Source organism: Bacillus sp. JJ1474 (assembly GCF_036965225.1).
Classification (GTDB): domain Bacteria; phylum Bacillota; class Bacilli; order Bacillales; family Cytobacillaceae; genus Cytobacillus.
Genome location: NZ_JBALPC010000063.1, coordinates 23,958 through 37,766 on the forward strand (window position 1 = coordinate 23,958; position 13,809 = coordinate 37,766).

The window sequence follows — 13,809 nt, forward strand, 5'->3', positions numbered from 1 at the left end:
TATTTAGTTGGTTTATTTCCACTAAGATGGTAACATCTGACCGAAGAAGTGTCAATTAATAGTTTGTTAGTCCCAAAGATTGATATGTATTTTGAAGGCATTTCTTCTAAGCAGAAAACGAAAAGGTTGCCGCCAACTTTAACTGGAGCAACCTTTTTAAAGAGTATTAATTTTTAATCTATCTCTAAAGCAAAAGCATAAAATGCGTCTCCATGTGATAAATGCTCAACCTTTTCATCCATCCACCATACTCCAAACGAATAATAATAAACTCCTTTTTCGGTAGGTGCCGTAAAACTATCATCTATAACCTCAATTGTATGTTCCTCGTTCCCATGTATCTGGACCACATAGTATTCGTTTGGTTTAGGATCATACTCCATCACAAATGTAATTTTTTCACCAGGCTTTACTTTTATTGGTTTTTTGCCTTCTAAAAGTTCAATTGGCCCAGCCGTATCAACACAAGTACTTACACCTTTCCCATTCCAGCAATAAGTACCTAATGTCGTTTCATACATATCATTATTTATTTTAATAACTGCATTTGGCGGCTTCTCTTCTAACATATTTACTTTGGAACAGCCCAGCAGGCTCATACCCATTAGCAGGAATAACAGCAGTAGTTTTCTATTCATTTTCCATCCCCCCATAATATTGGACGGAAATAGTTGAACCTTTGTTACTCGCTAAATTCTTTTTGCACAAAATAAGCAGAGCTTCTGATTATTTTTCTATGCTAAACTATTGGAAGGTATGTCCATTTGGATATTGGAGGAATTATGAAGAAGTTTAAACGAGTGGCCAAAAGGTTTTCTATATTTGTATTGGTTTTATCAGCTTTCATGTTTCTTAATAATAGTTCTCTATTTTCGAAAGCCAGGGAGGAGGCCCCATTGTTATTAGCACATAGAGGAATGGCTCAAACGTTCCCAATGGAAGGAATCACTGGTGAAACATGTACGGCCGAAAGGATTTATGAACCTGAACATCCATTTTTGGAGAATACGATTCCATCAATAGAAGCAGCCTTTAAAGCAGGTGCTGACATCGTTGAATTTGATGTTCAATTAACGAAGGATGGGAAATTTGCTGTTTTCCATGATTGGACTCTTGAATGCCGAACGAATGGAAAAGGTGTTACGAGAGAGCACACAATGGAAGAATTAAAACAATTGGATATTGGCTATGGGTATACATTTGATAACGGGAAAACGTATACCTTTCGTGGTAAAGGCGTTGGGCTAATGCCAACACTTGATGAAGTGCTAAGCTTTTTTCCGAATCAGTCATTTCTCATACATATAAAAAGTAATGACCCTGAAGAAGGAGTGCAGCTTGAAAAATATCTTTCAGAATTGCCAAAGGAACGCTTAAGTCAACTAACAGTTTATGGGGGTGATCTGCCAATTGAGACATTAAAAGAAGGTCTTCCAAATCTCCGTGTCATGTCAAAAGCTACTCTAAAAAGCTGCATGCTGCCTTATATCGCCGTTGGCTGGATAGGATATGTCCCCTCATCCTGTCATCAAACACAAATACATCTTCCAGAGAAATACGCTCCTTGGATATGGGGATGGTCAAATAAGTTTGTAAATCGGATGGATAGGGTGGATTCCAGAGTCATTATTGTAGCAGGAGATGGCGGATGGTCGGAAGGTTTTGATAAAGAAAAAGATTTAGAACGCCTTCCTAAAAATTATAATGGCGGGATTTGGACTAACAGTATTGAGATTATAGCTCCTAGTATTAAATCTAAATAAACTAATCACTTCGTGTATATCCAATTAACTATTATAATTTTTTGAAGGAGTGTTATTCTATGTTTTTTAAGCTCACAAAAGATCAACAACAATTAATGATTGCAGACATTCAATATTTCTTTTCACAAGAGAGGGATGAGGAAATATCAGAATTCGCTGCTGAAAGTGTATTAGAATTCGTTAAGGAATCACTTGCTCCTCATTTTTATAATGCTGCCGTTTCAGATGTTAAACACTTAGTCAGCCAGCAATTGTCTTCTCTGGAAGATGAAATATTAACACTAGAACGCCCAATTAGAAAATAATGGGTCACTATAAAAGGGCATCTTCTTATGTAAGAAAATGCCCCTGCTTCCTAATGCGTAGATTTTCTCTCTATAGATCAAGCAACCCATTTCTATTTGAATTTGTTAACCTTTTCAATCATGATAACCTTTAAAGGGGAGGTCGAAACATGACTCGAATACAAAAATTAAACGTATTAAACGGACAAGAAATGTACAAATATTTTAAGAAAACACAAAGCCTTCAACAAGAGATAATGGTTCCGTTTAACGAAGCGATGTGTTATGGAAACACATCCGCTACTCTTTTTTCAGATGAATTTGCCGCCATTCGTGCAAAGGCTCATCACGTTACTTCCGTCCAATATCATGAAATCACCCTTAAACCTTTGCAGCCTCTTTTGAGTAAAGACTTTACACACCTAGCATTATGGTTTGGTCCTGATATGTTCTGTCAGATCAATGTCCTTACGATTCTCGCATGGCTCAACGAAACACAATGTGTACAGACAATTGACCTTCATCTAATGAATGACCATTATGAGCACTTGGGAAAATTCACACTTGAAGTTAATGGATATCATGCCCTCTACAAACAGGTTTTGATCGATAAAACGATGCCCGCCGCTATTTATCCTGAACCATTAAAGAAGGGGATTGAGCTTTATTTGAATTATCAACATGAAGATAGTGACCTTATGCTGTATATTAAAAATCATCCAAATGTCCCTGAGAAAGAGCTTATGCATGATCTAATGAGGGATTTTTCCGATTATGGGCTAGGTGATATTCAATATATAGAGCTTATTAGAAATAGTCGGAAATCTATTTAATTTGTTATTTATAACTTTTAAATTTACTGCCAAAAAACATAGAAACTATTGTCATCGCCAAAGTACTTAATCATCATTAAAAAGGCATTGTACAATTACATAATGCCTTTTTGGTATAGGTTTATATAATGAGTTGAATTCGGGTAGTCACAAGTCTTAGAGAATCCAAATGCAGTATAAAACAAATCAGCTTGATCTGTATCAGTATGCAAGACTAAACCTTCATAATAATTCTTAGCCTCTAAGATTATCTTGCTTAATAGAAGTGATCCTACCCCACTTCGTCGAAAATCACTTGCAACATAAAACCTTCTTAATCGACCGATTTTCGGTTTGTTAGAATACGGGTCAATATTAAGCCCGCCGATGGCAATGAGTACGCCTTGTTCATTATATACACCATATAATGATTCACCGTGCTTATTAAAACGATTTGTGCCATCTTGATAATCATTGACCAGCTTTTCTAGAAAACGAAACCCGGCAGCTTTACTTTCTTCAACTAAATGGAAAATTTCTAACGTCTCTAATCCCTCTATTTCTTGAATTTTAAATTCCACCTATGCATCACCTCCATTGGAAAAATTAACTTTTGTACTATTTTGTTTATCTTTCCGGCAGAATTTCCATGTCAACACTGCATTCGTTGAAGTATCATTGTTTAAAATAAAATCTATTTTACAAATTCCTTAACATTGATCCTCCAAATCATATGATCATACCCTTCTCCCCAATAATTCTTTAATAGATATTGTGGCTCCCCGAACTTCTTTTTCCAAATTTTTTGTGCAGTTGTATATCCACTATCTAAACAAAATTCTTCTATGCCCTTATTGAGCAAAGTAAAAAACATCGCATCCAGCAGCCTATTGCCTATCCCTTTCCTTTGAAAGTCAGGATGAACGAAGACTGTCCCTACCTCCACTAGGTCTTTTAATGCATGATTCGTACAATGATTAATAAGCTCACTTGCTTGTCCAAATTCGATTGAGCCAATAATCTGATCCCTATCTAAAGCAATAAGAAAATATCGTTTCTCCCCATCACTTTCAAAATCAAGATTTAAGTATTTTTTCTTAGCTTCTATTTCATCTTCTATATCTTCTAACATCTCTCCAATACCTTCTTTAGAAAAAGTGTCTGTAATGACTACTCTAAAAAAGTGATTTAGCTCCCTAATATTCTCAGCCGTTGGTCTTCTTATCTCAATATTTAACATTCTGATGCGATCTCCTTTTCAGCTTCTATATCGTTAATGGTTCTATATATGTACTTAACATTCCTTGCACTAATTCTTGTAATCGGACATTTTATCTTATGAATGGGAATATTTATATATTAGTAGGAAAAGCACTTAAAGCCGCGAATTATCTAACATAGTGCTTTTAAAAAGGAGGTTTTTTCATGGACCAAATAATTATTCAGCACATGGAAACAGTGCGTAGGATAACGGAGCAAGCGATTATGAGAATACCGGAAGAAGTGGCAAATATTATTCCAAAAGGGTTTAACAACAATATTCGTTGGAACTTTGGACACATTGCATTTGTACAGGAAAAGCTCGTCTTTGGACTTTTAGGTGAAGAGATGAACATTCCGAGCAATTATGAACAGCTTTTTAAGGCGGGAACGAGACCAGCAGATTGGAGAGGAACACCTCCATCTTTAATAGAGATTGCTGATGTCTTGACGGAACAGAAAGCAAGAATTAAAGATTTTATTCAGTATCGTATGTACGAAACACTGCCAACTCCATTCACAAATCGGGCCGGCATTACATTTTACACAGCGGGAGAGGCATTTTTGTTTAGCTTTTACCATGAAGCTTTACATGTCGAAACGATCAAACAATTATATCGAGCGATTTCATCCAAATGAATTTTAACAGGGCAGCTTCTAATTTAAGAAGTGCCCTAATTAGTTATTTCACAATGAATTTCCATAGTTAAATAAATTTAAATCATTGTTAACTACAACTCAATAAAATACCCCCTAATGGGAATGTTACTATAAAGCATCAAATAAAGAAGCTGAGACGAATCATTTCCTCATTAATACATAGCTTAAAAGATACATAACACTTGTGATTCCAAACAAGAGAAATACGCCAGGTGTCAATAGCATGTATAAACTTAGGGGCAAAGACCAAATGAAAGCAATTAACATGTAGAGTTTTTTTGACTTATAAAAGGAATATATTGCTAAGCAAGCAGGAAGAACCAACATCAGGAAAGTGATAAACATACTTTCATAGCTAATCTGATTTGAATAAGGATTATAGAAGTTAAAAACAAGCCAAAGAATTATTGAAGCCATCCCTGCAATTAACCCGATAAAAGAGGACTTTTTCTGCATTTCAAGCGCCTCTCCCTTCTCACTTCCGATAATTTTTTTGCCTCTTTTTCCATCGAAGCCTTACAATATAACGAAAATTAAAGTTCAATTGGATTAACTCTCATTTACTCTAATCCCTTTAATTGTTCATTAAAAATGGTTAATGAATGAGTTTTTTCTTTTAAAAGGCGATTAACAATTTGTTTTGTCACATTTGCATCCCGAAGCTCTTGATCCTTAAAACTCAAAATTCCCGGAAGTGTCATCCATTTACTTTCTACAATCTCTTCCTCTTCAAGCTTCAATATTCCTCCAGTAATCTCACCAATAAAATGAAATAATATCACTTGATGATTGGAGCTGCTTATAAAATTATAGATACCCGTTGTGCCAGTTAATTTCACATCAAGTCCTGTTTCTTCTCTTACCTCTCTACAAGCAGCATTGAGAATATCTTCTCTATTTTCAATACGTCCAGATGGAAAATTCCACTTGTTTATGGCAAATGGTTTATTTTCTTTAATTACCAAAACCTTGTTATCTCTGAATATCGAGACACTTACAACTAAAACAATTTCATTTTGGGTCATTATAATTCTCCTACATACTCTAACTTCCTAGTTTATTTTTATTGCAAAGGTAGGATCCGAAATTTGCAATCCTCTTTCTTGCCATATTACCACAAAAATACAATTTCTTTTGTTCTGATCCATCTTATTGTGTAGAGCGAAAGAACGAATTTATATTATTTATTTGAATTTTGCAACTATTAAACAAAAACTAATGTTTTTTCTTGAAATTATAGGATAGAATGATTATTGGGGTGAATTCACTATATTGGTGGACGAGCCTACAAAATATGATCTTAATCTAGGGAGTTGAGTAGACATGTCATTCAAATTCATACCTTATTTAATGATGGATGGAAACGCAAAAGAAGCAATCGGATTTTATGAGAAGGTATTTAATGCTGAAGTTATGGGGATTCTCACGTTTGGTCAAATGCCTCCTAACCCGGAGTTCCCGTTACCAGAAGAAGCAAAAGATCTAGTCTCACATGCAACGATAAGAGTTGGAGACTCAGACCTTATGTTTTCCGATATTTTCCCTGGCCAACCACATCAAATCGGATCTCAAGTGACCATTTGCATAACTCTTAACAATACAGATCAAGCACACCAAGTTTTTGAATCATTACAAGACGGTGGACAAGTAGGCATGCCTCTACAAAAAACAGATTTCAGCCCAGCTTACGGAGTCGTAACTGATAAGTTCGGTGTTACGTTCCAAATTTACACGGAAAACCAACAATAAATATTACTTTCGAAGTATATCTTCTCCTAAGACATACATAAATAAGGGCTTGGTCGTATTAACGATCAAGCCGTATCATTTAATAGTAAACCTTAATTGTAATTTCTAGCTCCTACCTTCAATAGAATCTTATTTCGAAAGGTAATCATAAGCTGTCAGTGTATGAATCTTAGCTACATTAACCAACTCGCTGAGTTCTATATATTCATCAGGTCCACCAAGGTTATACGGAGTTAGTCCACAAACTACAGTTGGTACTTGTTTATGAATTCTGTAAAGACGTGCATCGGATGCCCCTACTCGCATCGTTATAACTGGAGATGTTCCTGTGATTTGATGAACGTTTTGTGAAGTTAATGAAAAGATCTCATGATCTACATCTGACCAATTAGGTTCATATCTACGAACAATGTTGTAAGAGAGTCCTTCAATAGAATCCACAATTTCTTTGATTTTTTGCTCAACTTGAGGAATGGTTGTTCCGACTGGTAATCGGATGTCACCTTTAGCAGAAGCTTTGTCTGGAATCAGATTTGCGGAGATTCCTCCTTCAATCACACCAAAATTTACGGTTACTGTTTGTAAAACTTCGGTTTCACCACTACCGGAAATTCCTTCTGATACTTCGCTCGCCTCTAGTATAGCTCTGGTTACCTTCTCAACATGATTAACAGGCAGCTTTCTAAGTGTATCGTTTATTTGGGTCATTCCTTCAACAAGTAGATCAATAGCGTTTACACCCTTGTGCACATGAGCTCCATGACCCGGTTTTCCTACGGCATTAAGTTCAAGCCAAAGCAACCCTTTTTCTCCAAAACGCAACACCGTTGGCGAACCTACATCCCCACATATCATCGCATCCCCTGTAGCTTCTGGTACTGTATCGAGTAGGTATTTTGTTCCTTTAACCCCCATTGTCTCCTCGTCTCCCGCAAGAGTCAGCACAACTTCTCCGGACCAATCATTTCTACATTCTGCCAGTAACATGAAGGCAAGCATATAAGATGCGATCCCTCCTTTCATATCTGAGGATCCACGTCCATATAGAAGGCCATCTTTTACTTCCGCACCAAAAGGATCTACAGTCCAAGCAGACTTATCCCCCACTGGGTATGTATCCAAATGACCATTAAATACTAACCGTTTTCCAGGTCCATTCCCTTCAATCTTCGCTACTACATTTACAATTGGTTCTTCTAATGTATGAATAGTAACTTCTGCTCCGTCAATTTTTTGCAAAAATTCAACGGCCATTTGTGCAATCTGACGAGTATCAGAGATTGGCGATTCACTTGGTATTTTTACTAACTTAGAGCAAAGATCGATAAGAAAATCTTCTTTTTGGTCTACTTGTTCAATCAACTTATTCCTTATATCAGTATATAGCATTTTGAATCCTCCCAATAATCATAGTAGCAACCTTAGTTGGCATGTTTACTCTTAATTTCTCTAGACGAAGTTTTAGATTCGAAGAATTCCAATTTACCTTTTTTAAATAAGAACAGCCACACAAGTGAAACTGCATGCAATGCAAAAATAATCCCAAGTGCCACTGAATAACCTGTAGGGTTGTATGCACCTGTACTTGTTGCAGGCCAGAAGTCTATGATGACACCCATCAACCATTGGATAACGAAAGTTAGTAAGAATACGGCTAGATTGTACAGTGTGATGACTCGCCCTGCATATTTTCCATCAAACATGGAAGACAATATTGGATAAGTAAGAAGACAGAATGGACCGAAAATATTTAAGATAATCCAACCAGTTACACCTACTTTTCCTCCCAATAATGCTATGACTCCTATTGATAAAGTAAAGCCAACCATTCCAATGACGCTAACCAAAGCCGGCTTAATTCCAAATTTGCGAAGCCAATCTGCAATGACCCCGTTGGTTAAATATCCAACACAAAGGAAAGCAGTACATGTCAACAGAAGGGTTGGTACAGCACTCGCCTCATACCCTGCTACATCTTTTAGCCATGGGCCAAGCCAAAGTCCATCCAAACCAATATAAGAAGCTTGAACACATGTAGCAATCGGGATAATGCGCCAAAAATTCACACTTTTAGCAACTTGAAAGGTTCCTACTAATTGATTCTTGACAGGTTCATCATTGTGACCTTCTTTATGCCTTTTTGGAACAGCCATAAAAATAAATATTGCGTTAGCAACAGTCAACCCTAAAAGAATCATAAAAACCGCTCGCCAGTCCATAAAATTGAGTGTAAAGTGAACTGGTTGTGTTGCTATCAACCCTCCAAGTCCACCAGCGAAAGTTTGAAAGCTATTAATAAGGGGCAATCTTTCAGCTGGAATCCAATCATTATACGCCTTAAATGCAGCCATTAAACATCCAGAAACGCCTACACCAATAAGAAAACGCCCTATCATTAGGTGCTCAAGGCTTTGAGCATTTGCGAAAAGAAATGCACCAATACCTGCTGACAATAATAAAGTTGATAAAGTGCGTCTAGATCCAAAACGATCAAGCGCAATTCCTAGAGGGATTTGAGTGATGGCAAAAGCAAGAGCATAAGTACTAGTCATGAGCCCTAAGTCAGATGCTTTCAAGTCGAATTCTTCAATGAAATGTGGGGCTAATACCGCATTAACCGTACGAAAAAGAACTGATAAGAGATAAGCTGAAGCAAATGGTATAAATAAACGCAAAATAAGGCTAGGTGTAAGTTTGCCGTTTGATTGATGGATTGTCATATTTTCCCCCCTAAAGTGTTATTATTTTTTTGGACTAACTTGGCCTAAGTACTCAGTTATTTCTAAGCTTTGTTTTTATGCAACTCTTTAATAGATTTAAATAAACAGTCACCTCCAAATGTAAATGCAAACTTTGACAGCTTAAATAATGTTAGCTTTTAATCTACATTCCTATATTAGGAATTATAATTCCTTTATACGAATTGATTATAACACCATTATTTAAAATATTCAATTAATTTTAAATATTTTTTTTAATATCATGGCAATTTTTTCTTACCTAGAAGTCAACTATGATGTGGCTAGCCCCATTGGAGTTACATCTTTAAATGAGTTTTAAAACTGCCTGCAATTTTTCCCATCACGTTGACAAGACAAAAAAAGAAGCGTAGCAATAAGCCAATACGCCTCTTTTACTCTAATTCCGCTTCTCCAGTTTTAAAGAAATATTTCTAGCACATAGCTTTACATCGTTAATGCATTTTTCAAGTTGTTCCTCTTTGAAGTCAGATTCTATACCAACTATACTGATGGATCCAGCGACAATTCCGTTTACATCAAAAACCGGACACGCAATCTCCATGGTACCTTCATATAACTCTCCTCTACTTATGGCATAACCATGTTCTTGAATTTTTACAAGTTCAGCTTTAATCTGATCGATATCAATCAAAGTGTTCTCTGTGTATGCAAGGAGCTCTGAGGTGGCTAATATATGGTTCTGTTCTTGTTCATTAATATACGCTAAGAGTACTCTTGGGCCTGCTGCAGCATAAAGTCGTGCTTTTTTGCCAACCTGTGAATAAATCTTTATCGGATTTAATGATTCAATCTGTTCAATAAATACCGCTTCATTTCCATCTCTAATTGCGAGTTGAACGGTTAACTCGGTCTTATTTCTTAGTTCAATTAAGTCATCTTTCGCTATTTCTCGAATATCCATTTGCTCTGTAATGAGGTTAGCTTTAAGTAGGAATGCCCAGCCAAGTGAAAATTTAGCTTCCTTTAGTGTGCTGTCTCTTTTTACATAACCATATCCTTCAAATGATTTAATCATCCGGAAAGTTGCTGTTTTTGAATATCCAGTCTTCATTGATATTTCATTTAAAGTTAACCATGTATTTTTACTATCAAAGCACTCTAAAATATTTAGTGCCTTTTCAACACTACTAACTGTACTTTCTTGCTTCTTCATACTTTTCCCCCTTATCAAAAGAGTTCTAAATTATTCTACCATTTATTCAATATTATGTATAAATTTTACGCCTCTTCTAACCTTCTTTCTTTTTTAGGCGAATAACTAATTCCCACAAACACGAGCAATATTCCGATAAGCTGGTAAACATCAGGACGGTAACTTAAAATTGTTACATCAAGTAAGATCGCGACAACCGGATCGACAAAGACTAAAATAGCAATGGCTTGAGCCTTTAATTTACGTAAACTATCGAAAAATAAGTAATAGACAAATCCAGTATGAATAAACCCTGTGACAAGGATATAGATCCAGTTTTCATAGGTAAGATGGATAAAGCTTGACCAATCCACTAATGGCATCAATAAGAAGACGCCGAGACTCGTTTGAATGACGGTTGTTAACAGCGGACTGAGCAATTGAATTCTTTTTCCCGTGAGCGATGTAAAAGCGTAGAAGAGTGCTGCCGCAAACCCCCATAAAACACCGGTGGATAGAAATTCTGCAACATTTGTATGTTGATGCATGCCTCCAACTAATAATGTTCCTAAAAGGCAAATAAAGAAAAAGACCAATCCCGTTCCTGTTAATTTTTCTTTGAAAAGAAAAGAGCCTAAGAGAAACACAATAACGGGTGCCAAATGATAGATAGATACGGCTACAGTTATAGGCATGACTTCTAAAGAACGAAAGAAAAAGACCCAATTGATGACTAGGAATATCCCACATAATAAGGTAAGGTAATACTCCCGATGAGGAATGGAAATTTTCCTATCTTGTTTTGTCTTTAGTGTACTAAACCCCCATATTACTCCTAATAGAATACTTGCACTGAGACAACGAATAAAAACTAATTCAATCGATGGAAGACCTGTCTTTTCCGAAAATAAACCGATTGAACCGAATATCGCCATGGAAGTGGCAAATTTTATCTTTGCATACATTTAATTTCTCCTAGGTCGTTTTGTAACATCTATTAATATTGTAATAAAAAAACAGCATGAATGGTCAGCTGTTTTTTCCCATCACTATAATGATAAAAAGGGATAAACCCACAATCTAATTCTACCTAACTATTTGCTCTATTTACAATATGTGTTTCTACATAATATTGAATAGCATGAATTAAACGATCTGTTTCTTCTTGTGTATTATAAGGAGCAAAGCCTGCACGAATCCATCCGCCAGTTTCATTGATTCCTAATTTATCGGCAAGAGTAGATGCGTAAAAATCTCCACTTGCAAGGAAGATGGCATGTTGTTCTGCTAGCCATTTACAAAATTCAACAGGGTCGACTCCCTTGATCGTAAAGGCGACTGTTGGTGTTTTGGCAACGTAATCTGGTGCCTGATATAAAGTGACTTCGGGAATGCTTGCAAGTTCATGACGAAGTCTACGCGCCAATTGATTTTCGTATTCTTCAATTGATAAAAAGGCATTTAGAATTCTTTCCCTGCGATTCGAGCCTGTTCCTAAACTTGCAATAAAGTCAACCAATGCTTCAATGGATGCAATTGCTTCATGGTTTTGGGTACCTGTTTCTAATTTATCGGGAAAATAGGTCGGTGCTGGTTGCAGTTTGTATACTGAGAGACGCTCAAACACTTCTTCTTTAATCACAGCCATTCCAATGTGAGGTCCAAAAAATTTATAAGCAGAACATAATAAAATATCAGCCCCTAATTGATCACGGTCAATCGAAAAGTGTGGAACAGCGTGTACAGCATCCACAGCCACAAGGGCACCAACTTCATGAGCACGCTTGGCAATGTTTGTTAAATCTGTTATAGTTCCGATAACATTTGATGCTAGTGAAACAGCTACAAGCTTTGTATTCTCATCTATAAGCTCATGTAATCGAGATAAATCAAGTGTTAATGTCTCCGTATCTACTGGAATAAAGCGGATTTCTGTGTTTGAATCTTTTGCTGCTGTTGCCCATGAGTCAACATTAGAACGGTGATCAATTTCAGTAACTACAATATTATCTTGGCTAGTCCATGTTTTAGACAAAGCCCGTGAAATGGAGAACATTAAGGAAGTAGAGTTTTGACCGAATGCCACTTCATTTGGTTTCGCACCAACAAGATCTGCAATTGCTTTTCTAGCGTTTTCAATGTGCTGCTCTGTTTCTTTGCTTGTAGGGAATTCTCCATGTAGATTAGCCCCGCCTTTTGACATATAAGAAACCATAGCATCTATAACACTCTCAACCACTTGTGAGCCTCCAGGTCCATCGAAATAGGCAACCTGCTTACCATTATAATAACGGTTTAATGCTGGGAATTGCTGACGGACTTCTTCAATTGGAAACATACAATCTACTCCTTTTTATTATAATTTTCAGATTACATGCTAATTCAACAAAAGGCGACCGAAAACCTCTTAGTACAGCCTCAAAAAGTTTCCACCTGCTATTTTTTCCATCTATTTATCAATATTACCTCTATTAATCAAGCCACCTATCAACTTTGCAAAGTTCTGATGGCCTTCAAACACATCAAATGGTTTTCGTGGCATAGTAACTAAATCCTTTGCACTCACTCACTTGATTCGATCTATATTCTTCTCCATATTCATTTCCTCTGCCTCCTAATAGTAAGAGCCCTAGTTTAATAGACTAGAGCTCTTGGTACTGCTATAGAAGTCATTAATCCTTCTTTTCCCTCAATCTCGCAGGCAAAAGGTTCTAAAAATAGCCTCTTGACCACTGCCTTTGGAATTGTGTAATAATCTTTTATCGTATTCAATCCATCTACTTCCTTCGCCCAGCCAATTAAGCGTACTATTCTTATTGTGATTCCTTAAACAATTTTAGTTTGACTTATTGATAGACGATTTCAAAACAGAAGTGCCTTTATTCCACGGTGTACCTAAATAAGGTAGTGCCCACCTATCTAACCCGTACCAACCAGCGACTTTCCATGCCATTACTAACCAAGTAGCCAAAATAAATAAAAGTGGATTTGTGCTAAGTGTCCCTGCAAACAGGAAGCTGACATTCATCAACGAACCGAAGAAAGCGGCAATACCAGTTAATAAGCCAAAAATTAATCCTAATCCCACTAGCACTTCTCCGTAGGCTACGAGATAACCGAATGTAGAAGCGTTTGGGAGGACAATATTTTCTAAAAACATAGCATACCAGCCGGTAACGTCTTTTCCTTCCCCAGCCTTCGCTAATGCTCCTTTAACAAAACCTTGAACTGCACCACCTGCATTATTTCCTGTCCAATTATCGTCAGTAATTTTATGCCACCCTGCATTTACCCACGCATAACCGACATACAAACGGATGACAAGCCAAATAAGAGCAGACTGTGTATTATTGAATAAAAACATTGATACTGGGTTTTCCGGAATAG

16 protein-coding genes are annotated in these 13,809 nt (G+C 36.6%); 5 read left to right on the forward strand and 11 right to left on the reverse strand.

Annotation, left to right across the window (positions count from 1 at the left end; translation table 11 throughout):
- Positions 1-173: 173 nt before the first annotated feature.
- Positions 174-638 (reverse strand): hypothetical protein, encoded by a 465-nt coding sequence (locus V7164_RS09805; protein ID WP_335344622.1) that lies wholly within the window; start codon positions 636-638, stop codon positions 174-176.
- A gap of 144 nt (positions 639-782) precedes the next feature.
- Here V7164_RS09805 and V7164_RS09810 point away from each other — a divergent pair, with 144 nt between their 5' ends.
- The 3 genes from V7164_RS09810 (at position 783) to V7164_RS09820 (ending at position 2,880) form a co-directional block, all read left to right on the forward strand.
- On the forward strand, positions 783-1,763 hold the full coding sequence (locus tag V7164_RS09810) for a glycerophosphodiester phosphodiesterase family protein (RefSeq protein WP_335344623.1): 981 nt from the start codon (positions 783-785) through the stop codon (positions 1,761-1,763).
- Between the two features lie 59 nt (positions 1,764-1,822).
- Positions 1,823-2,068 carry a DUF2164 domain-containing protein gene (locus V7164_RS09815; RefSeq protein ID WP_335344624.1) on the forward strand — a complete coding sequence of 82 codons (246 nt, stop codon included), beginning with the start codon at positions 1,823-1,825 and terminating at the stop codon, positions 2,066-2,068.
- A 149-nt stretch (positions 2,069-2,217) separates the two neighbouring features.
- Positions 2,218-2,880 (forward strand): AraC family transcriptional regulator, encoded by a 663-nt coding sequence (locus V7164_RS09820; protein WP_335344625.1) that lies wholly within the window; start codon positions 2,218-2,220, stop codon positions 2,878-2,880.
- 95 nt (positions 2,881-2,975) lie between these two features.
- On the opposite strand, the gene V7164_RS09825 is transcribed toward V7164_RS09820, so the two are convergent.
- Positions 2,976-3,440: a GNAT family N-acetyltransferase gene (locus V7164_RS09825; RefSeq protein ID WP_335344626.1), complete on the reverse strand. Its 465-nt coding sequence runs from the start codon at positions 3,438-3,440 to the stop codon at positions 2,976-2,978.
- 113 nt (positions 3,441-3,553) lie between these two features.
- Positions 3,554-4,099 carry a GNAT family N-acetyltransferase gene (locus V7164_RS09830; protein WP_335353993.1) on the reverse strand — a complete coding sequence of 182 codons (546 nt, stop codon included), beginning with the start codon at positions 4,097-4,099 and terminating at the stop codon, positions 3,554-3,556.
- A 185-nt stretch (positions 4,100-4,284) separates the two neighbouring features.
- Between V7164_RS09830 and V7164_RS09835 the strand changes: the two genes are divergently transcribed.
- Positions 4,285-4,758: a DinB family protein gene (locus V7164_RS09835; protein WP_335344627.1), complete on the forward strand. Its 474-nt coding sequence runs from the start codon at positions 4,285-4,287 to the stop codon at positions 4,756-4,758.
- Positions 4,759-5,339: 581 nt separating this feature from the next.
- Here V7164_RS09835 and V7164_RS09840 read toward each other — a convergent pair.
- Entirely contained in the window at positions 5,340-5,804 is a 465-nt protein-coding gene (locus V7164_RS09840; protein ID WP_335353994.1) for an NUDIX hydrolase, read from the reverse strand.
- Between the two features lie 298 nt (positions 5,805-6,102).
- Here V7164_RS09840 and V7164_RS09845 point away from each other — a divergent pair, with 298 nt between their 5' ends.
- Positions 6,103-6,528: a VOC family protein gene (locus V7164_RS09845; RefSeq protein WP_335353995.1), complete on the forward strand. Its 426-nt coding sequence runs from the start codon at positions 6,103-6,105 to the stop codon at positions 6,526-6,528.
- 129 nt (positions 6,529-6,657) lie between these two features.
- Here V7164_RS09845 and V7164_RS09850 read toward each other — a convergent pair whose 3' ends face one another.
- The 7 genes from V7164_RS09850 to V7164_RS09880 form a co-directional block, all read right to left on the reverse strand.
- Positions 6,658-7,917 carry a M20/M25/M40 family metallo-hydrolase gene (locus V7164_RS09850; RefSeq protein ID WP_335353996.1) on the reverse strand — a complete coding sequence of 420 codons (1,260 nt, stop codon included), beginning with the start codon at positions 7,915-7,917 and terminating at the stop codon, positions 6,658-6,660.
- A gap of 32 nt (positions 7,918-7,949) precedes the next feature.
- A complete protein-coding gene (locus V7164_RS09855) occupies positions 7,950-9,248 on the reverse strand; it encodes an MFS transporter (protein WP_335353997.1) in 1,299 nt (432 codons plus the stop codon).
- A 418-nt stretch (positions 9,249-9,666) separates the two neighbouring features.
- A complete protein-coding gene (locus tag V7164_RS09860) occupies positions 9,667-10,443 on the reverse strand; it encodes an IclR family transcriptional regulator (protein ID WP_335353998.1) in 777 nt (258 codons plus the stop codon).
- 65 nt (positions 10,444-10,508) lie between these two features.
- Entirely contained in the window at positions 10,509-11,387 is an 879-nt protein-coding gene (locus V7164_RS09865; protein WP_335353999.1) for a DMT family transporter, read from the reverse strand.
- A gap of 125 nt (positions 11,388-11,512) precedes the next feature.
- Positions 11,513-12,760 carry a cysteine desulfurase-like protein gene (locus tag V7164_RS09870; RefSeq protein ID WP_335354000.1) on the reverse strand — a complete coding sequence of 416 codons (1,248 nt, stop codon included), beginning with the start codon at positions 12,758-12,760 and terminating at the stop codon, positions 11,513-11,515.
- Between the two features lie 296 nt (positions 12,761-13,056).
- The gene (locus tag V7164_RS09875; RefSeq protein ID WP_335354001.1) at positions 13,057-13,194 is read right to left on the reverse strand and encodes a hypothetical protein; all 138 of its coding nucleotides are present in this window, start codon (positions 13,192-13,194) and stop codon (positions 13,057-13,059) included.
- Between the two features lie 64 nt (positions 13,195-13,258).
- The gene (locus V7164_RS09880; RefSeq protein WP_335354002.1) at positions 13,259-13,807 is read right to left on the reverse strand and encodes a DoxX family protein; all 549 of its coding nucleotides are present in this window, start codon (positions 13,805-13,807) and stop codon (positions 13,259-13,261) included.
- Positions 13,808-13,809 lie beyond the last annotated feature (2 nt).

Bases quoted from the DNA above. Each gene is read 5' to 3' on its own strand.
- V7164_RS09805 (WP_335344622.1), bottom strand. From the start codon at position 638: ATGAATAGAAAACTACTGCTGTTATTCCTGCTAATGGGTATGAGCCTG.
- V7164_RS09810 (WP_335344623.1), top strand. From the start codon at position 783: ATGAAGAAGTTTAAACGAGTGGCCAAAAGGTTTTCTATATTTGTATTG.
- V7164_RS09815 (WP_335344624.1), top strand. From the start codon at position 1,823: ATGTTTTTTAAGCTCACAAAAGATCAACAACAATTAATGATTGCAGAC.
- V7164_RS09820 (WP_335344625.1), top strand. From the start codon at position 2,218: ATGACTCGAATACAAAAATTAAACGTATTAAACGGACAAGAAATGTAC.
- V7164_RS09830 (WP_335353993.1), bottom strand. From the start codon at position 4,099: ATGTTAAATATTGAGATAAGAAGACCAACGGCTGAGAATATTAGGGAG.
- V7164_RS09835 (WP_335344627.1), top strand. From the start codon at position 4,285: ATGGACCAAATAATTATTCAGCACATGGAAACAGTGCGTAGGATAACG.
- V7164_RS09840 (WP_335353994.1), bottom strand. From the start codon at position 5,804: ATGACCCAAAATGAAATTGTTTTAGTTGTAAGTGTCTCGATATTCAGA.
- V7164_RS09845 (WP_335353995.1), top strand. From the start codon at position 6,103: ATGTCATTCAAATTCATACCTTATTTAATGATGGATGGAAACGCAAAA.
- V7164_RS09850 (WP_335353996.1), bottom strand. From the start codon at position 7,917: ATGCTATATACTGATATAAGGAATAAGTTGATTGAACAAGTAGACCAA.
- V7164_RS09855 (WP_335353997.1), bottom strand. From the start codon at position 9,248: ATGACAATCCATCAATCAAACGGCAAACTTACACCTAGCCTTATTTTG.
- V7164_RS09860 (WP_335353998.1), bottom strand. From the start codon at position 10,443: ATGAAGAAGCAAGAAAGTACAGTTAGTAGTGTTGAAAAGGCACTAAAT.
- V7164_RS09865 (WP_335353999.1), bottom strand. From the start codon at position 11,387: ATGTATGCAAAGATAAAATTTGCCACTTCCATGGCGATATTCGGTTCA.
- V7164_RS09870 (WP_335354000.1), bottom strand. From the start codon at position 12,760: ATGTTTCCAATTGAAGAAGTCCGTCAGCAATTCCCAGCATTAAACCGT.